General features: G+C 51.6%; 19 protein-coding genes. All 19 read left to right on the forward strand.

What is annotated here, in order from left to right:
• The first annotated feature begins 56 nt into the window (after positions 1 to 56).
• The 19 genes from asnB (CUR33_RS09120) to CUR33_RS09210 all read left to right on the forward strand — a co-directional run bounded on the left by asnB (CUR33_RS09120) (position 57) and on the right by CUR33_RS09210 (position 23,052).
• Positions 57 to 1,940, forward strand: coding sequence for an asparagine synthase (glutamine-hydrolyzing) (asnB, locus tag CUR33_RS09120; RefSeq protein ID WP_289239372.1), 1,884 nt, complete (start codon positions 57 to 59; stop codon positions 1,938 to 1,940).
• Complete coding sequence (locus CUR33_RS09125; protein WP_289239373.1) at positions 1,930 to 2,964, forward strand: GNAT family N-acetyltransferase; 1,035 nt, start codon at positions 1,930 to 1,932, stop codon at positions 2,962 to 2,964. Before asnB (CUR33_RS09120) ends, CUR33_RS09125 begins: the two co-directional genes overlap by 11 nt.
• Positions 2,964 to 3,629, forward strand: a complete 666-nt coding sequence (locus CUR33_RS09130) for an acetyltransferase (protein ID WP_289239374.1) — start codon at positions 2,964 to 2,966, stop codon at positions 3,627 to 3,629. Before CUR33_RS09125 ends, CUR33_RS09130 begins: the two co-directional genes overlap by 1 nt.
• Positions 3,629 to 4,261 carry a class I SAM-dependent methyltransferase gene (locus CUR33_RS09135; protein WP_289239375.1) on the forward strand — a complete coding sequence of 211 codons (633 nt, stop codon included), beginning with the start codon at positions 3,629 to 3,631 and terminating at the stop codon, positions 4,259 to 4,261. Before CUR33_RS09130 ends, CUR33_RS09135 begins: the two co-directional genes overlap by 1 nt.
• Positions 4,261 to 5,169 carry a hypothetical protein gene (locus CUR33_RS09140; protein ID WP_289239376.1) on the forward strand — a complete coding sequence of 303 codons (909 nt, stop codon included), beginning with the start codon at positions 4,261 to 4,263 and terminating at the stop codon, positions 5,167 to 5,169. The genes CUR33_RS09135 and CUR33_RS09140 overlap by 1 nt, the downstream gene beginning before the upstream one ends.
• 81 nt (positions 5,170 to 5,250) lie before the next feature.
• Positions 5,251 to 6,537: a hypothetical protein gene (locus CUR33_RS09145; RefSeq protein ID WP_289239377.1), complete on the forward strand. Its 1,287-nt coding sequence runs from the start codon at positions 5,251 to 5,253 to the stop codon at positions 6,535 to 6,537.
• 25 nt (positions 6,538 to 6,562) lie between these two features.
• Complete coding sequence (locus CUR33_RS09150) at positions 6,563 to 7,462, forward strand: UDP-3-O-(3-hydroxymyristoyl)glucosamine N-acyltransferase (RefSeq protein ID WP_289239378.1); 900 nt, start codon at positions 6,563 to 6,565, stop codon at positions 7,460 to 7,462.
• 26 nt (positions 7,463 to 7,488) lie between these two features.
• Complete coding sequence (locus CUR33_RS09155; protein WP_289239379.1) at positions 7,489 to 8,817, forward strand: glycosyltransferase; 1,329 nt, start codon at positions 7,489 to 7,491, stop codon at positions 8,815 to 8,817.
• A complete protein-coding gene (locus tag CUR33_RS09160) occupies positions 8,814 to 10,265 on the forward strand; it encodes an oligosaccharide flippase family protein (RefSeq protein ID WP_289239380.1) in 1,452 nt (483 codons plus the stop codon). The genes CUR33_RS09155 and CUR33_RS09160 overlap by 4 nt, the downstream gene beginning before the upstream one ends.
• Positions 10,266 to 10,480: 215 nt before the next feature.
• Entirely contained in the window at positions 10,481 to 11,617 is a 1,137-nt protein-coding gene (locus tag CUR33_RS09165) for a glycosyltransferase (protein WP_289239381.1), read from the forward strand.
• Between the two features lie 6 nt (positions 11,618 to 11,623).
• Positions 11,624 to 13,510, forward strand: a complete 1,887-nt coding sequence (gene asnB / locus CUR33_RS09170; RefSeq protein ID WP_289239382.1) for an asparagine synthase (glutamine-hydrolyzing) — start codon at positions 11,624 to 11,626, stop codon at positions 13,508 to 13,510.
• A gap of 71 nt (positions 13,511 to 13,581) precedes the next feature.
• A complete protein-coding gene (locus CUR33_RS09175) occupies positions 13,582 to 14,652 on the forward strand; it encodes a glycosyltransferase (protein WP_289239383.1) in 1,071 nt (356 codons plus the stop codon).
• Positions 14,653 to 14,674: 22 nt separating this feature from the next.
• Positions 14,675 to 15,754 (forward strand): non-hydrolyzing UDP-N-acetylglucosamine 2-epimerase, encoded by a 1,080-nt coding sequence (gene wecB / locus CUR33_RS09180; RefSeq protein ID WP_108487396.1) that lies wholly within the window; start codon positions 14,675 to 14,677, stop codon positions 15,752 to 15,754.
• Between the two features lie 5 nt (positions 15,755 to 15,759).
• Positions 15,760 to 16,962: a glycosyltransferase family 4 protein gene (locus tag CUR33_RS09185; RefSeq protein WP_289239384.1), complete on the forward strand. Its 1,203-nt coding sequence runs from the start codon at positions 15,760 to 15,762 to the stop codon at positions 16,960 to 16,962.
• Entirely contained in the window at positions 16,959 to 18,068 is a 1,110-nt protein-coding gene (locus CUR33_RS09190; protein ID WP_289239385.1) for an NAD(P)/FAD-dependent oxidoreductase, read from the forward strand. Before CUR33_RS09185 ends, CUR33_RS09190 begins: the two co-directional genes overlap by 4 nt.
• 15 nt (positions 18,069 to 18,083) lie before the next feature.
• Complete coding sequence (locus tag CUR33_RS09195; RefSeq protein WP_289239386.1) at positions 18,084 to 19,295, forward strand: glycosyltransferase family 4 protein; 1,212 nt, start codon at positions 18,084 to 18,086, stop codon at positions 19,293 to 19,295.
• Between the two features lie 270 nt (positions 19,296 to 19,565).
• Positions 19,566 to 20,690, forward strand: a complete 1,125-nt coding sequence (locus tag CUR33_RS09200; RefSeq protein WP_289239387.1) for a hypothetical protein — start codon at positions 19,566 to 19,568, stop codon at positions 20,688 to 20,690.
• Entirely contained in the window at positions 20,687 to 22,168 is a 1,482-nt protein-coding gene (locus tag CUR33_RS09205; protein ID WP_289239388.1) for an oligosaccharide flippase family protein, read from the forward strand. Before CUR33_RS09200 ends, CUR33_RS09205 begins: the two co-directional genes overlap by 4 nt.
• 23 nt (positions 22,169 to 22,191) lie before the next feature.
• Positions 22,192 to 23,052: a dTDP-4-dehydrorhamnose reductase family protein gene (locus CUR33_RS09210; protein WP_289239389.1), complete on the forward strand. Its 861-nt coding sequence runs from the start codon at positions 22,192 to 22,194 to the stop codon at positions 23,050 to 23,052.
• Positions 23,053 to 23,085: the final 33 nt, after the last annotated feature.

The following is a 23,085-nucleotide window of genomic DNA, read 5'->3' on the forward strand; positions in this document are numbered from 1 at the left end:
TGAGCAGGGTAGTTCAGGGTCATCACCTTCCCCGTTTTTTAGGAGCAACAACGCGCATGTGTGGTATTGCCGGCCTCATCTATCTCGACAACAAACCGGTATCGCCTGTAGTTCTGCAGCGTATGACGGACGCCATCGCCCATCGAGGCCCTGATGGAGAAGGGCACTGGATCGAGGGTAACGTAGGTTTTGGCCATCGCCGCCTGGCAATCATTGACCTATCGCCTGCTGGTCATCAGCCGATGGCATCCACGTCCCAACGTTATGTGATGGTCTACAACGGTGAGGTCTACAACTACCGCGAGCTTCGCGTCGAGCTCGAGGCCTTGGGCTATCAGTTTCGCTCCCGTACCGACAGTGAAGTCGTACTGAATGCATTGATCGCGTGGGGCCCAAAGGGGCTGGAGCGTTTCAACGGTATGTTCGGCCTCGCATTGTGGGACCGCCAAGAGCAGACCCTGCTTTTGGCTCGTGATCGTTATGGTATTAAGCCGCTCTATTATTCCCAGCAAGGCAACGCACTGGCCTTTGGCTCCGAACAGAAAGCCATTCTGGCGATGCCGGACTTTAGTCGCAGCCTCGATAAGGAAGCGCTGCTGGAGTACTTCACTTTCCAGAACATCTTCACCGATAAGACGCTGCTGAACGACATCAAAATGTTCCCAGCCGGGCACTACGCTGTACTCGACATGAAGCGCAAGTTGCCAGCCTTGCAGCTGACGCAGTACTGGGACTATGACTTTCGGGAGCCAGAACACAAGGCTAGCGACGAGGAATACCGGGAAGAGCTGGACCGGCTGTTCCGTCAGGCAGTCAACCGCCAACTGGTGACGGACGTGGAGTTGGGCAGCTATCTCAGTGGAGGCATGGATTCAGGCTCGATAACTGCGATCGCGGCACAGTCGCTGCCCTATATGAAGACCTTTACCTGCGGTTTTGACTTGAACTCTGCCTCCGGCATCGAGATGGGCTACGACGAGCGTAGTAAGGCCGAGTACATGTCCTACCACTTCAAGACCGAGCATTACCAAATGGTTTTGAAGGCGGGCGACATGGAGCGGGTGTTGCCCAAGCTGGCCTGGCACTTGGAAGAGCCACGGGTGGGACAGAGCTACCCTAACTACTACGCTGCGCAACTAGCTTCCAAGTTCGTCAAGGTCGTGATGTCGGGTGCCGGCGGCGATGAGTTATTTGGCGGCTATCCGTGGAGGTACTACCGTGCGGTTGTCAACGATGACTTCGAACACTACATCGACAAGTATTACCAGTTCTGGCAGCGCTTGATCCCGAACAGTCAGATTAAGCAGGTTTTCGCACCCATCTGGGAGGATGTGAAGCATGTGTGGACGCGCGACATATTCCGCGATGTGTTCAAGCATCATGCGGATAACCTGTACACGCCAGAGGATTACATCAATCACTCTTTGTACTTCGAAGCGAAGACCTTTCTGCACGGCTTGCTGGTGGTTGAAGACAAGCTGAGCATGGCCCATGGTCTCGAAAGCCGTGTGCCGTTCCTCGACAATGACCTGGTTGATTTTGCCATGCGCTGCCCGGTACATCTGAAACTGAACAACCTGTCGAATGTCATTAGGCTTAACGAAAACGAGGCCGGTAGCAAGACCGCCAAGTATTTCGAAAAGACCCGCGACGGCAAGCAGATCCTGCGAGATGTGATGTCGAGTTACATTCCCGGTGATGTCACCAAGGCTGAAAAGCAGGGATTCTCTGCCCCGGACGCCAGCTGGTTTAAAGGCGAGAGTATCGATTTTCTCCGGGCGACCATCGATAGCGAGCGATCGCCGCTGTATCAAGTCATGGACAAAAAAGCCATCAGAGGACTGGTGGACGAGCACCTGACCGGTACCAGCAACCGCCGACTCTTGATCTGGTCGTTGCTTAACGTTAATTCCTGGTTGGAGCAATCCGGTGTTTATTGAGGATCGTTCAGGCGCAGCGATGGCAGAGGCACTGGATGCTTTCGTCGTCGGCATCCCCACGTCGCTTATATATGCAACGTCCGGCTTCATGAGGTTGGTCGCCAACCACCTGGAGGCCCAGGCGCGTTGCCTGTTTTGCCTCGAAGGGGATCGTGTAGTAGCGGTCCTTCCGTACTTGGTAAAGGAAGGGCACCTCGGCAAGGTCTACAACTCGCTTGCTTACTACGGCAGCAATGGCGGCGTGATTCAGAACGAGCGCAACGATGACGTCGCAGGTGCGCTGGTTGAGTTCTATTATCGGTTAGCCGAGCGCGAGGGCGCGGTTTCCGCCACGTTGATCTCGAACCCGCTGGAGCCGTGTGCCGTCTATGAGCGTCACAGCAAATACGATTGCCGCGATGAGCGCATCGGGCAGATCACCCATCTTCCGGCACTGGCGAACATCGATGAACTGATGAGCCGTTTCAGTGACCCGCGGCCGCGCAACATTCGCAAGGCAATCAAGGAAGGTGTCACCATCCGCGAAGGCCGCAGCCAGGCGGATGTGGACTTCCTGTTCACTACCCACGTCGAGAACATCACGGCGATTGGCGGGCTGAGCAAGCAGCGTTCGTTCTTCGATGCCATTCCGGCGTTTGTCGATGCACAGAACTGGAAGATCTTCGTTGCAGAAAAAGACGGCCAGCCCGTCGCGGCATTGCTGTTGTTCTACCACAACCGTACCGTCGAGTACTTTACGCCGGTGATCGTCGAGTCGGCACGCAGCACGCAGGCGCTTGCCTTGATCGTGTACACGGCGATGCAGGATGCCATTTCTAATGGCTTTGCAAACTGGAACTGGGGCGGCACCTGGCTTTCCCAGGGAGGGGTGTACGACTTCAAGAAGAAGTGGGGCACATCTGATTACCCATATTATTACTACACCCGGCTCTTTGAAGCGTCGTTGAAAATGCGCTCCCGAGAGGAGCTTCTAGAGGGCTATCAAGGCTTTTTCCTTCTTCCATTTTCCGAGCTGGAGGCGTGATGAAATCGAAAAAATTGGTGATTGTAGGCACCGGGCTTTTTGCAGAGTTGGCCGGCGATTACTTCAATGAGTTCTCCGACTATCAGGTTGTTGCCTACGCCTGCCACCGTCAGTACAAGGACGCCGAAGCGATTTACGGGATGCCGCTGGTCGCCGTTGAGGATCTGCCCATCCTTTACCCTGCGGCTGAGGTCGAGTTATTCGTGGCCATTGGCTACGCGAAAATGAACCATATGCGTCGACGGGTGTATGAAGAGGTGCTCGCGGCGGGCTACCACTGTGCAACGTTCGTGCACCCCAGCGTCAAGGTCTGGAGTTCCAATACCTTGGGCGACAATGTCTTCATATTTGAAGACAATACCCTGCAGCCCTACGTCTCCATCGGCAGCAACACCATGCTTTGGAGTGGGAACCACATCGGTCACCACAGCAAGATCGGGCACCATAACTTCATCAGTTCCCATGTTGTGATTTCCGGCTCCTGCGTGATCGGCGATCACGTGTTCATTGGGGTGAATGCGACGCTCAGAGACAGCCTCACAATTGCCGACGAAACATTGATCGGCGCCGGCGCCTTGTTGATGAAGAACACGAAGCCCAAAGAGGTCTACATAGAAGAAAGAACACGCGCCCACAAAATGAACTCTGAGGAAATTGGTTTCTGATGGCCGTTGATTCGCAACTTAAAAAAATTGAAGCGATGTATTCCGATAACCTACGCAAGATGGGTGATGATTCGCGTTCGGTAGGTTGGAACACGGAAGCGTGCCAGAAACTGCGCTTCTCCAAATTGGCGGCGGTACTCAATGCGGCAGGAGAGCCGTTCTCCATCAATGACCTGGGCTGTGGCTACGGGTCCATTCTGGATTTTCTGGAAAAGGACTTGGGCTGCGAAGTGTCCTGCTACCACGGCTATGACATCAGTCAGGAAATGCTCGATGCCGCAGCCAAGCGTCTTTCAGGCTATTCCGCCGACAAGATCGACCTGCGTCTCGCCAAGGAAGTGACCAGCGTGGCGGACTACTCATTCGTTTCAGGGACCTACAATGTTCGCTTCGATGCTTCCTATGAAGCGTGGGAAGCGTACATCAAGGAAAGCCTCCACGCGCTCGACAAGCACAGTACGAAAGGCTTCGCCTTCAACTTGCTGACGTCCTATGTCGACTGGGAAGAACCGCACTTGTTCTACGGTAATTCCGTTGAGTGGTTTGATTACTGCAAGAAGCACTTCTCGCGCAAAGTGGCTCTACTGCACGATTACGAGCTGTGGGAATGGACCATTGTGGTGAAAAAATAATGTGGGAGAAGATCTTTTTCTATCACCTACCTTCAGATTTGCCAGCGTCGGCGGTGTCACATGCTCAGCTACCTACAGTGTTATGCTTTGATGACTTCATCAGGGTTTTTTTTGCAGTCCGTGACGAGCGTCAGTATTCCAGCATCTACTCCGTGGATCTTGCGCTAGAAGGCGCTGAAGTACGAGTGCTCAGCAAAGCACCTACGCTTTGCTTGGCGCCGGGTGACATTGGTCAATTCGACGAGCATGGTGTATTTCCAGCGTCGATCATAGCTATTGATGGACGTTATCATCTTTATTTTATAGGTTGGAACAAAGGTGCGACACCGCCGTTATTTTACGCGGCGATTGGTCTGGCTTTAAGTGATGATGGTCTGAATTTTAAACGTTTTTCGGTTGCTCCAATTATGGGGCGTAGCGAATACGACCCATGTCTAGTGACCTCGCCACATGTATATCGCGATGGTGAATCTTACAGGATGACCTATGTTTCAGGTGTCAGGTGGACTCGTGAGTCTTATGGATTGCAGTCTCATTACCACATTAAGCATGCGTTATCTTCAAACGGCATAGATTGGTTGCGTGAGGGCAGAGTTGCCATCGATTTTTCGCCAGGCGAAACTAATATCGCTCGCTCGTCTGTTATTAAAAATAAAGAAGATTCATATGACATGTGGTTTTCATATGTAAATCAAAAGGTTGGAAAGTACCGGATTGGCTATGCATCATCTTTGGATGGGTGGAACTGGAAAAGAAACGACCGTTTAGCAGGAATTGATGTAGATCTTGAAGCTTGTAAGGAGATGATCTGTTACCCGTGCGTTTTCGACTTTCGTGATGATCGATATATGCTTTTCAATGGGGATGCCTTTGGTCGAGATGGCTTTGGTATAGCGCGACTTAACTAATTCTTACTGGCTGAATTCAAGCAGAGTTTTTTGCTGTCAGTATAGTGTTCTTGGCTTGATTAGGCTTTGGCTGGAGGGTTTATGATATCGGCCGATAACAAGGCATTGAACGATTCACCTGCGGATGAGGATTTTACCGAAGCGCATTACAGCGCTCTGCTAGAAATTGCAAAAAAGAATTATATATTCTCAACCTATGATTCGGTTCCTTGGGATAAAAATTTTTTGCTGTGGCGCCATGACCTTGACTTCTCCCTCAATAGAGCTTTGGCATTGGCGAGAATAGAGCATGATTGTGGGGTTAAGGCCACTTACTTTATAAACTTTCATTCCGAGTTCTACAATCCGCTTGAGCTTGGCCAGTTTCAGATCATTAAGAGTATTCTAGCGCTTGGGCATCATCTTGGTGTGCACTTTGACGGGACGTTCCATGATGTTAGTAGTGAAGAAGATTTAGATAGTCTAGTTGGTCAAGAAGCTGACTTGATTCGTAATAATTTTGGGGTGGAGCCTACGGCATTTAGTTTTCATAACCCTGTTTCGGCACATCTAAATTGTGAAGCTGACATTTATGGTGGGCTTGTTAACTGCTATTCGTCTCGGTTCAAGCGTGAGGTTCCCTACTGCTCTGACTCGAACGGGTATTGGAGATTTCGGCGATTGCACGATGTATTAAGCGACGCTTCAGACCGTTGCCTGCAGGTGCTCACTCATCCTGGTTGGTGGCAGAAGAAATCGATGGCTCCACGGGAACGGATATTCAGAAGTATATTTGGCCGGGCGCGCGCACTCATGTGTTCTTATGATGAGGGTATGCGCGCGCATGCGCGAATTAATCACATTGGAGCATCATCTGCCATCTGCTTTATTGAAAAAATTGCTCCCGAGGAGTTTGAACTTATTGATTTTATGTGGAATAAACAGCGTTTTGATGCTCTTTTTTTTCATCTCATGAATATTCACGAGCAGCAAGCAAAAAGGCTGTGTGAGGACTACTTATCGACAGTGTACGAAGTATCGGTAGATCAAGTGCGCCTTGCGTTTTCGGCGCGCCCATTATTCACAGTCCCGGAGTTGTTTGAGTATATTTTTGGTCGTGGTTTGCATGAGGTCCTTGAGTGCTCAAGAGAGCACTATGGTTTGCTCTTGAGTGCTCGGGACCTGCGGGTTGGTGGGCGGCTAAATGCCTTAGGCGAAAGTTACGAAGGGTATTGTACGGTTGTCGCAAGTTTAATGCAGCGACTTTCATCCTGGGGGCAAATGCAACGTATTGGTTCTGGTTTCGGTAAATATCAGGAGTCGACCTCAATGCCGCTGCAAATTCTGCCCGGGTGGGCTCAGTGGGTAGAGCGTTTCGGGGTTAGATGATTATTGAGTGTGTGGGGTAGCATAATTGAACTTTGCACGAGTCAATGTACGAAGTCTGAACTTGCTTGCTGGCGCTTCATTGCAAGGATGCGGTGAGGGTTGGATCTCAAGCGTGTCGACAATTCAAGATGCAGGCCCCGAGTCGTTGGTGTGGATCAATCCAGCGCGTAAAGACCAGCATGAACTACTGCAGGAAACTCGCTCCAATTGCGTTGTCGTAAGTGCGTTTGAGGCCTACCAGCCGCGCGAAGATCAACTTTTAATTCGTTGTGAGGAACCGAGATTCTTATACGCGAGGTTGCTAAGTGAACTGACTCAAGACTCATTAGTTTCAGGAGTTCATCCTACCGCTATTGTTGATGAGCGTGCGGTTGTCGGTAAAGGTGTTTCTATAGGTGCTTATACTGTAGTCGACGAGTGTGCCATAGGAGACGGTGCCAGGATTGGAAGTCATTGTCGTATTAAAAACGGGACAGTTATTGGTAAAAGAGTAAGCATTGCTGATGGCGTAATTGTTGGCGGTGACGGTTTTGGTTTCGTGAAGCAAAAATGTGGTGAGCCGTTTAGGTTTCCTCATGTTGGTAGCGTAATTATTGAAGATGATGTGGAGATAGGGTCCAATACTTGCATTGATAGGGGGACATTGGGTAGTACAATTATTAGGTTTTTTGCAAAAATCGATAATCTTGTCCACATTGCTCATAATGTTGAAGTAGGGGCGCGAACGATGATTGCAGCTAATGCAATGATTGGGGGGAGTGCAGTTTTAGGTGAGGATGTGTGGATTGCTCCAAGTGTAACGGTTCGCGATGGTCTGTCGATTGGTGATAAGTCGTTCATTGGTCTTGGTGCCGTGCTGACTAAGAATGTTCCTGTTGGTGAGGTGTGGGCTGGAAATCCCGCGAAATTTCTTCGCCGTTGTTGAGTCGCATGTTCCAGAGTTAAAGGTTTATGAGAAAAAAAAGAGTTTTTCTGGGGCCATGTGAAATAGCCGGTTATTATGCGAATTTGGCAAAAGGGTTTTCAGAGCTTGGGGTGTCGTGTGACTACATAACGTATGCGCATCACCCGTTCAATTATGGTGGCGAAAAGCCTATGCCGCGATTGCTCCGTTGGTCAGCATACCTGGACGGATTTCGTGTCGGAGCCAAAAGTTTATATTTGGTTAGGGCTGCTCTTGTCTTGCTGGGAATGCTTGTAAAAGGGCTGTGGGTAGCTCTCGCAATTGCTAAATATGATGTATTTATTTTTGGCTTTGGCCAAAGTTTGACTACTGGCAATCGTGATCTGTGGTTGCTTCGCCGTTTGGGTAAAGTCGTAATTTCAAATCTCGCTCACGGATCAGAGGCACGATCTGTTTTCACTGATGGTGCATATCTCAGGCACGACGGTAGCGTATCCTTGAGCGTGGAGCAGCTCGTGCGCTTGCAGAAAGAGAAGGCTGCCCTTTATAGAAAATTTGAAAGATACTCAACATATGTAGTAGGTGCGGCAGCATCGAGTGCTCATTTCTCAAATAATAAATTCATCAATACTCTTGCTTTGGGTATCCCATTTACTGCTTCCGAAAGAGCAATTGGTTCTTTGGCGGCGGAAAAGAGGTCATTTGAACCGTCAGATCATGTTCGTATTTTGCACTGCCCTAGCCATCCTGCTGCTAAAGGCACTCCTCAAATTAAACAAGCGATTTCCAATCTGATAGCCAAGGGACACAAGATTGAGTTTGTGCTTGTCCATGGGCGTGCGCACTCCGAGGTTTTGGACGAAATCCAGAAGTGTGATTTCGTAGTGGATCAACTCTATTCAGATGGGCCTCTCGCTGGTTTCGCCACTGAGGCGGCTTGGTTTGGAAAGCCCGCTATTGTGGGCGGTTACTCTCTGGACACCATCAGAAAATTAGCCCCCTCGGGAATGTGTCCTGTCTCAAAAATATGTGCACCTGATGATATTCAAGTTGCGATTGAGGAATTAATCGTAGACCGTGCGGAGCGTCTACGTTTAGGTCGTGAAGCGCAGCGTTTTGTTAGAGAGATGTGGAATTGCGCAGAGGTTGCTCACCGCTATAACCGACTCATGGATCAAGACGTGCCAGTAAGCTGGTGGTTGCATCCTGATAGTATATTGTTGCTTGAGGGCTCCGGTCAGTCTCTATTGCGCACAAAGGAGAATATCCGTCAGATGGTTAATTTCTATGGGGTCGCCTCTTTGCAACTTTCGCATCGGCCTGATTTGGAGGCTGCATTTCTCAAGCTCGCTGACATAGAAGTAAGAGGCCTATGATTCGAGCGTTTCTCAAGGACAGCGTAATTTACGCGATCCCGGCGCTTGTTACCCGAGGTATATCAATTTTCTTGGTGCCGCTCTATACGCGGGTGTTGACCGCCAGTGATTATGGCTCGTTCGACTTGCTAATGATCTTCTCGAACGTCGCTTTGCTTGTGGTTGCTATGGAGATTTCCCAAGGTGTAGCTAGGTTCTACTCAACTTCAGAGTGCGGTGCAACTAGGGTCCGGTATGTATCGAGCGCGTTTTGGTTTACGCTCTGCTGTTACTTTCTGTTTTCCATTGTGTTGTTTAAGTTTGCTGAGCCCCTTTCAAGATTTTTTATGGGGCAAGCTGGGCTTGTGTGTGAGTTTTATGTTGGTGTTATATATATCGTCCTAAATGCTTTTTTCAGTTTTTTGCAAAATCAGTTTCGTTGGGAGTTGAGGGCGCGAGATTACGCTGTAGCAAGCTTCATCTTTAGTTTGATGTCTGCGGCGGGGGCAGTATTCTTCGCGTACTATCTTCGCTGGGGGTTGTTGGGGTTGTTGACCGGGCTATCGATAGGTGCAGCTTTAGGGGTTGCTTATGGTGTGATCAATCTGCGTCATAGCTTACGCTTCCAGTTTGACTGGGCGTTGTTGCGTGAAATGCTTGCCTTTTCATTGCCGTTGGTTCCGGCCAGTCTCTTGGTTGTTGCAGGTATTTATATTGATAGGATCATGATCAGTAATTTAATGACTATTGAAGACGTTGGTCTTTTTGGTGTCGGGGCCAGATTGGCGGGTATAGTGGGGCTGTTGGTGGTTGGATTTCAGGGAGCCTTGACCCCGCTCATTTATGCCCATTACCGAGAGGCCAAGACTCCTGACAATTTGGCAGCCATCTTTCGATATTTTGTCGCCATAGCCTTGCTCGTATGCGTCAGCGTTTCCCTATTCGCGAGAGATATCTTGGTGCTGTTGACTACGCCTGAATACTATAAGGCAGAAACGGTGGTTGCCTTTCTTGCGCCTGCTATGTTGCTGGCGCAAATGTATATATTTGCGCCGGGTATCGGGATTGCTAAAAAGACGCATTGGATCATTTGGATAAACTTGCTTGGTGTTGCTGTGGGGGTGGTGCTTAATTATTTGTTAATTCCGGTGCTTGGTATAGAGGGGGCTGCTTTCTCGACTTTGGCTTGCAATTTTATTGTTTTTGTATTTTATGTGTGTGTTAGTCAAAGACTTTACTATGTCCCCCATCGTTGGTGTCGGTTGATTGTTGCGTCGTTTTTGTCATTCCTTGTTGTGTTTGGTGTGACATTCTTAGAGTTGATAGGTTGGGTTGGTTGGGTTGTTAACTGTGCAGTTGTTTTAGCGTTGGCTTTATTTTTCGTTGCTCTGGATCTTGTTTCCTTACATGATCTTTGTTTGGCGAGGAGGATGTTGCTCCGCATTTGGAAGCGTGTTGGTGGTGTCTAGTGAGATTTTTGCTGACATATTTATAAGATGTGTTCCTGTAATGCGGGGGGCTGTCGCTGCGGAATGCTTGCATTGGGCGGAAATGGAATGTTGATGGGCGATCTGGTCGTTCGGGCGAAAGTCGTTGCTTTCTAAATTGCGGGCAGCTTAAGCCAGCAAAGTTATATGCTGATTCGGATCATTCCAAAAGATACTTAATTTTATGGCAGGTGGCTATGCAGCGAGTTTTGTTGCTGAGTTTCTCAACCTTAGTTAGCGATCCTAGGGTGCGTCGGCACGCTCTGGCACTGGCAGACAGTTACTATGTGGTGACTGCAGGCTACGGTGAGGCGCCGGGCTACGGTAATGAGCACATTCAGATTCCGAGGCCTACTCCGACCTGTTATTTTAAGAAATTTCTCAAGGCTGTATTTCTCCTGTTGCGTGTCTACTCACCGGTTTATTGGTTAGATGATGATAAGCGTGCAGCTCTAAAATTGTTGAAAAGCTTGGAGGCGTTTGATCTTGTGATTGCCAATGACGCCCCCTCTCTGCCTGTCGCGTTTTTTTCAGCAGGAACTAGTGTGCCTGTGGTTGCGGACATGCACGAATTTGCGCCGGGCGAGCAGCTTCCCGGCTGGAAATGGAACCTGTTCTGGAAAGGCTATCCGCAGTACCTGTGCCGTCGGTTCCTGCCTCGAGCCAACCATGTGCTGACGGTATGTGACTCGATCGCTGAGCTCTATCGCCAAGAATTCCTTGTGACTTTGCCTGGCGTTTTGATGAATTGTCCTTCCTATCTAGAGGCAGTTCCTAAGGAGGTTGGGGAAAAGATTCGTCTGATTCACCATGGCGCTGGCTGCCCTAGCCGCAAGTTGGAGCTTATGGCGGAGGCTGCATTGCTGCTCGATGAGCGTTTCGAGTTCGATTTTATGCTGGTCGAGTCAGACAGCGCTTATTGTAGTTGGTTGAAAGAAACCTATGAGGGTCAGCGCATTCGCTTTCGAGAGCCTGTGCCGATGCCGTTGATTTCTGAAGTCCTCAATCGTGACTATGACATTGGCGTATTCCTGCTGGAGCCTGAGGCGATCAGCTACAAATATGCACTACCGAATAAACTTTTCGAGTTTATGCAGGCACGGCTGGCGGTCGTTGTTTCACCCAATCATGAAATGGCTCGTTTGGTGCGCTCGACTAGCGTTGGTGTTGTGTCCGAAGACTTTTCTTCGGCATCGCTGGCCCGCGCAATCAATGCGTTGGACGAAGCAACAATCATGTCGATGAAGCGAGCTTCCGCAGTGGCTGCGCAACGCTATTGCGCCGAGACGGTGTATTCCGATTTCAAGCGTCTGGCTGACGCTTTTACGAGATAAGTTTGCATGTGTGGAATTTTAGGTGGTGCCTGGTTTAACGGCGCCTCGGTGCCCGTAAGTAAAGTGGATGAGGCGCTGCATACACTGCGTTATCGCGGCCCTAACGATCACGGGCGAGAGCTTTATAACTGTGCTGGGGCGAATGTTGCGCTGGGTCATACGCGCCTCTCGATCATTGATCTGTCGTCTGGCGGCCATCAGCCCATGACCACGGAAGACCAGTCACTGTCGATCGTTTTCAACGGTGAGATCTATAACTACCGAGAGCTTCGCACCGAGTTGCAAGCTGCGGGCCTGACTTTCAAATCGGACTCTGATACCGAGGTGCTACTTGCGGCCTGGCGTACCTGGGGTGCTGCGTGCCTAGATAGGCTGGTGGGTATGTTCGCCTTCGTGGTTCTTGACCGTAATGCCGGTACGCTCACTTGCGTGCGCGACCCGTTCGGTATCAAGCCGTTCTTCTATGCGCAGGAACAGGGGCGATTTCTTTTTGCGTCGGAGCTCTCGGCGATCAAGGCGTTGAAGCAAGAAAAGGTACAGCTGAACTGGCAACGCTCGTACGACTATCTTGTACATGGCGATTACGACAGTTGTGCAGAGACCTTTTTCGATGGTGTTTCGCATTTGCCGCCAGGTCACATCATGCGTGTGGACCTTAGTGCAGGTAGCCTTGGTGAGCCGGCGTGTTGGTGGCGCCCGACAATCGACGAGCGCCATGACCTTAGCTTTGCCGATGCTGCCGAGAAAGTCCGCGAGGAGTTCCTCTCCAGTATTCGTTTGCATCTGCGTAGTGACGTAGCCATCGGTGCGGCTCTTTCCGGCGGCATTGACTCCTCTGCGGTCGTCTGCGCTATGCGTCATGTCGAGCCTGACTTGCCGATCAATACCTTCAGCTACATCGCGCGTGGCAGTGAGGTCAGTGAGGAAGCCTGGGTCGATCGGGTCAATGAACACGTTGGAGCGGTGCCGCATAAAGTGGTGGTCAGTGCCGAGGAGCTTGCGCGTGATCTTGACGCGATGATCCTTGCACAAGGCGAGCCTTTCGGCAGTACCAGCATCTACGCGCAGTACCGTGTCTTCCAGTTAGCCAAAGAGCAAGGCGTGACTGTGACTCTGGATGGCCAGGGCGCAGATGAGATGCTAGCTGGCTACAACGGCTATCCAGGTCAGCGCCTGCATAGCTTGGTGGAGAAGGGCCAGTTGTCAGAAGCCTGGAGTTTTCTGGAGCAGTGGGCCAAATGGCCTGGTCGTAGCCGGATGGCGGGTGCCAAACGCTGTGTAGCGGAGATGACTCAAGGATCGTTGTATCAGGCACTACGCTCTTTGAATGGTATGGGCTCACTCCCCGCCTGGATTAGGCGTGACCCGCTAGTTGAGGCGGGCGTTTTACAGCAATTTCCGCATCAGCGTGCCGAGGTGACGGCTACGGGACGCAGAGTGATGGCGGAGTTGGGGCTTTCGCTCACTCGGCGCGGTCTGCCTGCGCTGCTGCGCCACGGTGACCGCAACTCGATGCGGTTTTCCGTGGAAAGCCGGGTACCGTTTCTAACTCTGGGTATGGTTAATCTGCTGCTTTCTCTTCCAGAGTCCTATTTGATTTCTCCTCAGGGAGAGACGAAGTCAGTCTTCCGTGCGGCCATGCGCGGTATTGTTCCCGATGACGTACTCGATAGGCGCGACAAGATCGGTTTTGCCACACCTGAGCAGGTCTGGCTCGGCTCGATGCTCGACGTCGTACGCGACTGGTTGCGCCATGACCTACGTCTACCGTTCTTCGATCAGGCTGAGGCCCTACGGGAGTTCGAGCTGATCATGGCCGGCAAGAAGCCGTTCTCGTGGCAGGTGTGGCGCTGGATTAATTTTTGCCGCTGGTACAGCCATTTCATTGCTTGACGTTGAGCGTATAAATTTTGAAGTCCATTTTGATAATTTCGTTTTCGGTCATTCACAGCGACCCACGCGTCATGCGCCAGGTGCGTTTGCTGGAGCATGCTCATCGGGTAACTGTGGCCGGATACGGTCGCGCCCCCGATGCGAATATTGAATTCATTGCACTCGACAAACCGTCGGCCGGGTTGTTGCTAAAGGGGCTCTGGGCTAGCAAGCTGCTTTTGGGCGCTTTTGAAAGTTACTACTGGAGTTTGCCGCAGGTACGGCACGCCCGGCGTTTGTTGGGTGAGCGCTGCTTTGACCTGATCGTCGCCAACGACATCTCGGCACTGCCGCTGGCCCTGGATCTTGCGCAGGGGCACCCGGTGCTAATGGACGCACACGAGTATTCGCCCAGGGAGTTTGACGACAAGCTGCTGTGGAAAGTCTTGTTTGGCCGCTATCACGACTACTTATGCCAGCGCTACCTGTCTAGGGCTGCGGCGATGACTACCGTGTGTCAGGGCATCGCGGACGAGTACGAGCGTGAGTATGGGGTGCCGTGCAAGGTTATTCACAATGCGCCGCTTGATCAGAAGCTGTCGCCCTCTGCGGTCGATGCCGATTGCATACGTCTGATTCACCATGGTTCGGCCATACGCTCTCGCCATCTGGGCGTAATGATCGAGATGATTAAGCACTTGGATGCGCGTTTTACCCTGGATTTCATGCTGGTGGAAACAGATGCCGTCTATATGACGGAATTGCGGGCGGCGGCCCAGTCGGATTCCAGAATTCGCTTCATTGAGCCGGTGGCTATGCAGGATATCTGTGAACGCCTGAACGAGTTCGATGTGGGTGTCTACCTTTTGCCGCCCGTCAACTTCAACCATGAGCACGCACTACCGAACAAGTTCTTCGAGTTCGTCCAGGCGGGTCTGGGCATCGCCATCGGCCCTTCGCCGGAAATGGCCAACCTGTTGCGTAAGCACAGGCTGGGGGTGGTGGCGCAGTCGTTCGAGCCGCAAGCTCTGGCGCAAGTACTGAACGCGCTTAGCGCTGAAGACATAATGGCCTTCAAGCAGGCCGCGCACGTTGCTGCCCATGAACTCAGCTATGCCCACGATGGTGCGTTGCTGTTGTCGACGCTTGAGCGGCTGCTTTGACTTACAGATTCGAGACAAAACAATGAAGATTATCACTGTTGTGGGTGCGCGCCCACAGTTCATCAAGGCTGCCGCGGTCTCGAGGGCATTGTCCGGGCGTCAGGATTGCACCGAGGTCATGATTCACACCGGTCAGCACTTCGACGCCAACATGTCTGACGTGTTTTTCAAAGAGTTGGAAATACCCCGGCCTGCATATCATCTGGGTGTCGGTGGCGGAACTCACGGTCAGAACACCGGGCGCATGATCGAGGCGATCGAGGCGGTGCTGCTGGAGCAGCGGCCTGATGCGGTGCTGGTTTACGGAGACACCGATTCGACGCTGGCCGGGGCGCTTGCGGCAGCCAAGCTTCACGTACCCGTGGTGCATGTGGAAGCGGGGCTTCGTTCATTCAACATGCGCATGCCCGAAGAGATCAACCGGCGCTTGACTGACCATGTCAGCAGCCTGCTGCTGACACCCAACGAACAGGGCATTCGTAACCTGGCCGCCGAAGGCATCTGTGGGGCCCACGTGATGAATGTAGGTGATGTCATGTATGACGCCGCGCTGCACTTCGGGGCGACGGCCGAGCACTCCAGCTCGATTCTCCAGCAGCTGCAGCTGGTACCTTCGACCTACTGGTTAGCGACCATTCACCGCCAGGAGAACACCGATGATCCCGTGCGACTGCAACGGATCTTCGAGGGCCTGGGCAGGGCACCGGTGGCGGTGGTGCTGCCGCTGCACCCCAGAACGCGCCGGCGTATCGCCGACATGGCCATCAACCTGCCGGCCAATGTGCGTATCGTCGAGCCGTTGGGCTATATCGACATGGTGATGCTCGAGAAGCACGCAGCCCTGATCGTCACGGACTCCGGTGGGGTGCAGAAGGAAGCCTACTTTCATCGGGTTCCATGCCTCACCTTGCGCGATGAAACCGAGTGGATGGAATTGCTCGATATGGGCTGGAATCGGCTGGCAGCCCCGATGAGAGAGGATTTCTTCAATGCATTCGACGTCGCCTACAGCAAAGGTGTCGAAGATCGGCAGCCTTATGGCACCGGCCAGGCTTCCTATGCCGTCATCGAGGCGATCCTGACCCTGCGCAGGGGACAGTGAGCGCTGTGCGCATTCTTTACCTGCACCCGGCCGCCGCCTTTGGCGGCGCCTCCAAAAGCCTTATAGAGCTCTTTGCTTGCCTGCGGCGACAGGGTGTTAGCGGTACGGTGGTGACTCCACGCGGCCCTGTGTGTAAGGCCTTCAGCGACGCTGGCATGGACGTCAGGCCGGTGCGCGGTCTTAGCCAGTTTGACAACACCCGCTATGGTTACTATCGCCGGCTGCGTTGGATCATCCTTTTGCGCGAGTTACTGCTGTTGCCGTTTTGCGTGGCGGCGATCTTGCGCCTGCGCCGTGAGCGGTTCGATCTTCTGCATGTGAATGAAATCACTTTGCTGCCACTGGGCATGCTGGCCAAATGGTTGTTGCGCATCCCTATGGTGGTGCATGTACGCTCCTTGCAGCGCAGCCCTGGAAGCGGGTTGCGTACCCGCTTGCTCAATCGTTGGCTTGGCACTTATGCCGATGCTGTCGTGGCGATCGATCATACGGTGAGAAAAACGTTGGATGCCCAGCTTCACGTTTACATCGTGCATAACGGTCTGGGTATCGATATTCCCCCGTTGCGCCGGGACAGCTGTGATCAGGCTGTGGTTAAGGTGGGGTTTCTCGGGGTGCTGATTGCACTCAAGGGTGTCTATGAGTTGGTCGAGGCCATGCGCATTCTTAGGCAGCGTGGTGTGGCGGTTCACTGCCTAATTGCCGGTGAGAATGCGCGACAGCTGTCGGGACTAAAGGCGTGGGTGCTAGGCAAGCTGGGTTTTGCGCGAGATGTGCGAGCAGATCTCGAGGCGCTGATTGCTGAACATGACCTGCAATCGCATGTCAGCATGCTGGGATTCGTCGGGGATGTGCGAACGCTGTACCCTCAGCTAGATGTACTTTGTTTCCCTTCGCACTTGGACGCTGCCGGTCGCCCAGTATTCGAGGCTGCGTTCTATTCAATTCCAAGCGTTGTGGCCGTTCAGGATCCGGTGCCTGATGCGATCATTCATGAAGTAACCGGGCTTGCTGTCCTGCGTCCCGATCCGGTGCTGCTAGCCGATGCGTTGCAGCGCCTGGCCGAGGATCATGCACTGCGCCAGAGGTTGGGCCGTCAGGCGCAGGTGTGGGCCCATGAAAACTTTGCCATCAGCACCAACGCTACCCTGATGTATGGGGTGTATTTGGCCCATGTGTCCTGCGCGCTAGGTAGCGGTGCACAATGACGGATATCGATTGTTTGATCATCGGTGCCGGGGTTGTCGGCCTGGCATGCGCTGTACAGATGTCGCGTGTTGGCAACAGTGTCATGTTGGTCGAACAAGAGCGTGGGATTGGCGAGCACACCTCAAGCCGTAATTCCGAGGTAATTCATGCGGGAATCTATTATCCGCCCGGTTCGTTGAAGGCGCGCCTGTGCGTTGAGGGGCGAGATTTGTTGTATAGCTGGTGCCAGGAGCATGGTGTGAACCATAGGCGCATCGGCAAGCTTCTGGTTGCTGTCACCGATGCAGAGATCCCAGCTCTCGAGGCGATACAGGTCAATGCTCGTCAGTCAGGCGTGTGCAGCCTTGAAATGATCTCGCAGTCGCGCTTGCACGAACTAGAGCCGGCGGTCGCCGGCGTGAAGGCGTTGCTCTCGCCACAGACCGGCATCATCGATAGTCATGGTTATATGGAGTCCTTGCTCGCCGAAGCGCAGCGCTATGGTGCAGACCTTGCGCTTGATACCCGTGTCCATAGCCTGGCGCCGACTGCGCAAGGTTGGCTGGTTGAAGGCATGAGTTGCGGAGAGCGCTTCTTTGTTCACGCCCGTTATGTGATCAATGCAGCAGGTCTATTTGCTAGTCAGCTGGCTGGACGAATCGAGGGGCTTGATGAAACGTATGTACCAGCCACACATTGGTGTCAGGGCCGCTACTTCGGTTATTCCGGCCGTGCGCCCTTCAAGCATCTGGTCTATCCGATGCCGGAGGCCAATACTGCTGGGTTGGGCATCCATGCCACTCTAGATCTTGGAGGGCAGGTACGCTTTGGCCCTGATGTCGCTTGGACCGATGTATTGGATTATCAAGTAGATGACTCTCTTTGCGATTCATTTGCCTACGCGATTGGCAGATATTTTCCCGCGATTGATAAAAATAGGCTGATAGCTGGATACAGTGGCATACGCCCAAAACTTAATGCCTCAGGTCAATCTGCAGTCGACTTCAATATTCAAGGGCCAAAAGTTCACGGTTTGCCAGGTTTGGTCAACCTTTTCGGGATTGAATCGCCAGGACTGACTGCCAGTCTCGCGATTGCCCTGCATGTTTCCCAGCTTCTTGATTAATTCATCTGGTTGTCCATGAGAATTCTCGTCCTTTCACAGTATTTTTGGCCCGAAAGTTTCATCATCAATGACATCGTTCGTACGCTGGACGAGCAGGGGCACGAGGTGGTGGTGGCTACCGGCAAACCTAATTATCCAGATGGAAAGGTTTTTGACGGGTACCGTGCCTTAGGGACACAGCGGGAGCGCTATCTTGATCGCATTGATGTGGTAAGGGTCCCGCTCTGGCCGAGAGGCGGAGGCGGAGCCAGAAATCTAATTCTCAATTATCTATCTTTTGTCATCGCAGGTTTCTTTTGCTTGCCGTCGCTACTGCGCAAGCGAGAGTTTGACGCCATTCTGGTGTTTGCACCTTCTCCTATCCTGCAGGCTATTCCGGCCATCCCTCTAAAGTGGATAAAGCGCGCAAAATTGGCTTTATGGGTGCAAGATCTATGGCCCGACAGTCTTACTGCTACAGGCTTTGTAAAGAACCCTCATGTATTGCGCATGGTTGGTTGGTTAGTAAAAGGAATCTATCGATGTTGCGATAAGCTTTTAGTTCAGTCACATGCTTTTTTCATGCCTGTTGCACGCTATGCTCCGAAAGAAAAAATTTACTACTTCCCCAATTCGATAAGGGGCGAGTGCATTGCTGAAGAATCAACCGCTGTGCCTCGTGAGCTTATTGAGTTACTGAACAATCACTTTTGTGTAGTTTTCGCAGGTAATCTAGGTACGGCGCAGGGACTGGATACCATAGTGCAGGCCGCTATTGAGTTGCGTGGTGACCCCGACCTTCGTTTGGTGCTAGTCGGGAGCGGAAGCCGGCTAGCATGGCTGGAGTCGCAAAAGCGTTCATTGGGGCTGGATAATCTTGTCCTCCCGGGGCGGTTTCCTATACAGGCAATGCCGTACATATTTGAGCGCTCCTCAGCTTTACTCGTGACGCTAAGTGACCGGGATATTTTTTCGCAGACGGTTCCGAGCAAAATTCAAGCATATCTGGCCGCAGGCAAGCCTATTCTCGCTAGCCTCAATGGAGAGGGTGCTCGCGTTGTCATTGAGGCAGGTGCTGGCCTTACGTCGCCAGCGGAGCAGGTTCATGCATTGGTAAAAAATATTCGCGAGTTGCAGTCCATGAACCCGCTACAGCGGAAGCAGATGGGGCGAGCCGGACGAGATTATTTTGACAGAAATTTTGAGATGCGTTCGCAAGTCAAGAGATTGGTTGAGATGTTGCAGTGATAATGATTTATTTTAGAAGTATTCATAATGGTTGTAATGGCTAAGGTGTATCTCAGTGAATGCTAAGAGTTGGATTGTGAAGGGTGTTCCTGTTTATTTGATGTTGGTTATTTATTTTCCGGCAAGTTTTCTTGGTTTGTTTTTGTTGCGCGATCGCAGTGCGGTCGATTTTTTTATATATTAATTTTTTTCTGTTGTTTACTTTTTGAGTTTTGGTTTTTTTCGAAGGTATATGTTTCGTTGTCTAGTAGAGTGAGAGCGGTTTGTGGCGTGTCTCGTCAGAGCTTGACTCTGCTTTCTCTTCTTGCGCTGGTTTTTTATATTGCTACGCTCGCTTATGCTGCGTGGATTGCTGATACGGTACCGCTGTTCATTGCATTGAGGGGTGCGGGGTTGATGGATATTGCGCATTCCAGAAGCCAGTTTCTCGCAGGGCTTGTAGGGTATGAGAGTTTGCTTCGTTATTCTGCCTTCATGTTGGGGCGCTCGGTAATGCCATTGATCTTGGTTGCTGCTTTCATGTTGAAAGCACGCTTCAGATATTGGCTGTTGGTCCTGCTGTTAGTTCTTTCGATGCTCGCTATGGAAAAAGCAGCTCCTATCTTTGTACTACTTCCGCTGGCGTTTTACTATGTGATGGTGTGTCGTTGGAAGGCGGTATTTATGACTGCCTCCATAATGTTGGGGTGTGTTTTGGCGCTGGCATTTTTAGCTGGAGGTGGTAATTCAAGGTCATCAGTTGATAGTGTGTCAGTGGCGGCAACTGATGATTCCTCGCAGGTTTTGATTGTTCCGCCAGGGATGCCAATTCAAGAGGCCATGGGAGATCCCTCTCGCGCATTGCTGCCCTATTATTTGTGTAAGCATTTTAGTGATGAGCAATACCAGTTTGATCCGAATAAGCTGTCAGCTAAATTTACACTTTTACTGAATAGGGTGGGTTGGGTGCCTTATATAACGGCTTATGATTGGTTAGAGTTTCAGCGTATTGTGCTAGAGGACCGGTTAACGCTCGGGCGTTCGATTAGTTTTGTGCATCTGCTCTTTGGTGAGCCGAAGATGCAGCTTGAAAAGATGGTTTACGTTTATGAGTATGGGGCCTCCCCGGGTGGGCAAGGTGCTTCAAATACCGTGTTTTTTGTCGACGCTAAGTTGGCCTTTGGTTGGGTGGGTGTGATTGTTTATTGTCTTGTTTTTACCTTTTTCGCCGCATGTATTTTTACATCGGGCAGTCAGGTGCTTATCGTATCTAGTATAGTTTGCTTTATTATTGCGTCGGTTAGTTCGCTCACTGCGACGCTCCTAAGTGGTGGGTTGTTCATTTATTTTGTGTTGTCACTATTTCTTGGTGAGGATGAGGGTGCTGCACTGCTGTGTAAAGATTTCCCTAAGTGAAGCCAGGAATGGCGGTATCTACATTCAGGACAGCCTTTGGTCAGTTCTTCGGGTTGTTCTTTGGTGCAATTGCCATCAAGCTTTTGGCCGTTATCACTGGGCCGGCCGGGGTTGGTCTATACTCAGTTTTGCGGCAGTTGCAGCAAATGCTCTCATCGATGGCTTCGATAGGTGGTCAGAACGCTGTTGTACAGGGGCTTAGTAGCCAGTTGGGTGCAGCCCGAGTAAGTTTATTTACTTCTACATTGTATATGTTCATGGCAATGAACTTGCTAGTGTGCGGCGTCGTTTTAGCGGGTGCTGATCTTATTGCTGCTTTAGCTCTTGCCGGGAATCATGCATCGGTAGTGCGCTGGTTGGTAATACCTATTACGTTCGGAACGCTGCTGTTTTTTCTCCGCGGAGTATTAACCGCAGACATGCAATATGGGTCTGTTGCATTAATTACCATGCTTACCGGTCTTGGTGCTGCTGTAGCAGCGTCGCCTGCCGGGCTTGCTTTTTCTCATGGCTACCCGGATGTTTTAGTATTGGCTGTTAGCGGAGGAGTTGCGCCCGCCGTGGTGGTCGCATTTATTCATGTGCGACGCCTAGGTTATCTGGTAAGTCTGAGAGTGCTGGCCCCAAGTCTTGTAGATAGAGATGCAGTGAGACGCTTCCTGAGTGTTGCTCTACCATCGCTGCTGTCTTTAATGTTTACGCTGGGTTGCGTGCTGGTTGTTCGTGCTCGAGCTGTTCACCTGTATGGGTTGGAGGGGGCGGGCCAATTTGATGCCGCATGGAGTATCAGTGCCATGTATTTGGCTCTTTTTCTAACGTCTTTGCAGAGTTATTTATTGCCCGAACTTGGCAAGATTGAGGGAGGCGCTGCGTTGCATTCGGCCTTATCAAGGGCCTTCCACTTCGCTTTGATGTTATCTTTACCGCTGGTTGTAGTCTTGGTTGTATTCAAGCCGCTTGTCATAAACTTGCTTTTTAGTAAGGAATTTATGCCTGCCTTGGATGTGCTGAGGTGGGTTCTGCTAGGTGATTTTGTTCGTGTGCTTGGCTGGATAATATCTACCACGTTAATTGCGCGAGCTGATATGAAGGGCTTCGTTTTAGGGGGGGCTCTTTGGAGCATGTTTTTTGTATCGCTCGCTTGGGTTCTGCTGCCTTTAGGAATAGAGTGGGTTGGTATAGCTTACTTGGTTAGTTATATAGTTTATCTGGGTTCATTGAGTCTTCGTTTGTGGCTGGTGCATGGTGCGCGTTTCGAGGCTTTTCGCATAGGGCATTGGCTGGTAGGCTTTTCGATAGTTATTTTAGCTTCATGGCTATGTTGGGATGAGCATAGGTTTTTATCATGGGCAGTGATTATTGTGGTGCCTGCATTATTTTTTAGCGTTTACATTATGCGGTCAGATGAACGTCAATTCGCGCTGCATTTGGTTAATTGTAGTTTGGGATCGCTAAAGCGGTATTTTGGTCGGCGCTGATTGATCGAAGTTGGGGGTATATGATGAAAGTTCTGGTTCTAGGTGTTACCGGCATGTTGGGTAACGCTATTTTTCGTGTGTTTGGTGCAGATTCGTCGTATGAAACATGGGGGACACTACGCAGCCATGCCGCCTTGCGATATTTTCCGCAGAATACCCATGTGCGCCTTTTTAGTGGCTTGGATGTGCTAGACCACGATGCTTTGGTTACTGTTCTTGGAAAAATACGCCCAGATGTGGTGATCAACTGCGTCGGGTTAATCAAGCAACTGGCCGATGCCAAGGATCCGCTCACCGCTCTGCCGATCAATGCCATTCTGCCACACCGTCTGGCGCGTCTCTGCGAGTTGGCCGGTGCGAGGCTCATCCATATCAGTACTGACTGCGTGTTCTCCGGGCGCAAGGGTTTGTACCTGGAGGGCGATCTGTCGGACGCCGAAGACCTCTACGGTAAATCCAAGTACATCGGTGAGCTTCATGACCTGCCGCATGCGATCACTCTGCGCACTTCAATCATTGGTCACGAGCTGGGTTCGAACTACGCTCTGGTGGATTGGTTCCTAGCCCAGGAAGGCGGGGTCAAAGGTTTCACCAAGGCGATTTTCTCTGGACTGCCGACGGTCGAGCTGGCGCGGGTGATGAAGGACTTCGTTGTCCCGCACCCGCAGCTCAATGGCCTGTATCATGTCGCGGCTAAGCCGATCGACAAGTTCCGGCTGCTCAGTCTGGTGGCTACGCAGTATGGCAAGGCTATCGACATCCGGCCGGATGATGCACTGGTAATCGATCGTTCGCTGGACGGTTCGCGGTTCCGCGAAGCGACCGGTTATGTGGCACCCGAGTGGCCGGAGCTGATCCGGCGTATGTACGAGCAGCGCCGGTAATCACTCCGGTTTGCTGGTGAAAAGGAATCCACG

It is taken from the genome of Pseudomonas sp. FEMGT703P, assembly GCF_002786345.1.
In the GTDB taxonomy this organism is placed as follows: domain Bacteria; phylum Pseudomonadota; class Gammaproteobacteria; order Pseudomonadales; family Pseudomonadaceae; genus Aquipseudomonas; species Aquipseudomonas peli.

What these genes read in the sequence shown, in the direction of transcription:
- asnB (WP_289239372.1), top strand. Translation starts at nt 57, where the DNA reads ATGTGTGGTATTGCCGGCCTCATCTATCTCGACAACAAACCGGTATCG.
- CUR33_RS09130 (WP_289239374.1), top strand. Translation starts at nt 2,964, where the DNA reads ATGAAATCGAAAAAATTGGTGATTGTAGGCACCGGGCTTTTTGCAGAG.
- CUR33_RS09135 (WP_289239375.1), top strand. Translation starts at nt 3,629, where the DNA reads ATGGCCGTTGATTCGCAACTTAAAAAAATTGAAGCGATGTATTCCGAT.
- CUR33_RS09140 (WP_289239376.1), top strand. Translation starts at nt 4,261, where the DNA reads ATGTGGGAGAAGATCTTTTTCTATCACCTACCTTCAGATTTGCCAGCG.
- CUR33_RS09145 (WP_289239377.1), top strand. Translation starts at nt 5,251, where the DNA reads ATGATATCGGCCGATAACAAGGCATTGAACGATTCACCTGCGGATGAG.
- CUR33_RS09155 (WP_289239379.1), top strand. Translation starts at nt 7,489, where the DNA reads ATGAGAAAAAAAAGAGTTTTTCTGGGGCCATGTGAAATAGCCGGTTAT.
- CUR33_RS09160 (WP_289239380.1), top strand. Translation starts at nt 8,814, where the DNA reads ATGATTCGAGCGTTTCTCAAGGACAGCGTAATTTACGCGATCCCGGCG.
- CUR33_RS09165 (WP_289239381.1), top strand. Translation starts at nt 10,481, where the DNA reads ATGCAGCGAGTTTTGTTGCTGAGTTTCTCAACCTTAGTTAGCGATCCT.
- asnB (WP_289239382.1), top strand. Translation starts at nt 11,624, where the DNA reads ATGTGTGGAATTTTAGGTGGTGCCTGGTTTAACGGCGCCTCGGTGCCC.
- CUR33_RS09175 (WP_289239383.1), top strand. Translation starts at nt 13,582, where the DNA reads ATGCGCCAGGTGCGTTTGCTGGAGCATGCTCATCGGGTAACTGTGGCC.
- wecB (WP_108487396.1), top strand. Translation starts at nt 14,675, where the DNA reads ATGAAGATTATCACTGTTGTGGGTGCGCGCCCACAGTTCATCAAGGCT.
- CUR33_RS09190 (WP_289239385.1), top strand. Translation starts at nt 16,959, where the DNA reads ATGACGGATATCGATTGTTTGATCATCGGTGCCGGGGTTGTCGGCCTG.
- CUR33_RS09195 (WP_289239386.1), top strand. Translation starts at nt 18,084, where the DNA reads ATGAGAATTCTCGTCCTTTCACAGTATTTTTGGCCCGAAAGTTTCATC.
- CUR33_RS09210 (WP_289239389.1), top strand. Translation starts at nt 22,192, where the DNA reads ATGAAAGTTCTGGTTCTAGGTGTTACCGGCATGTTGGGTAACGCTATT.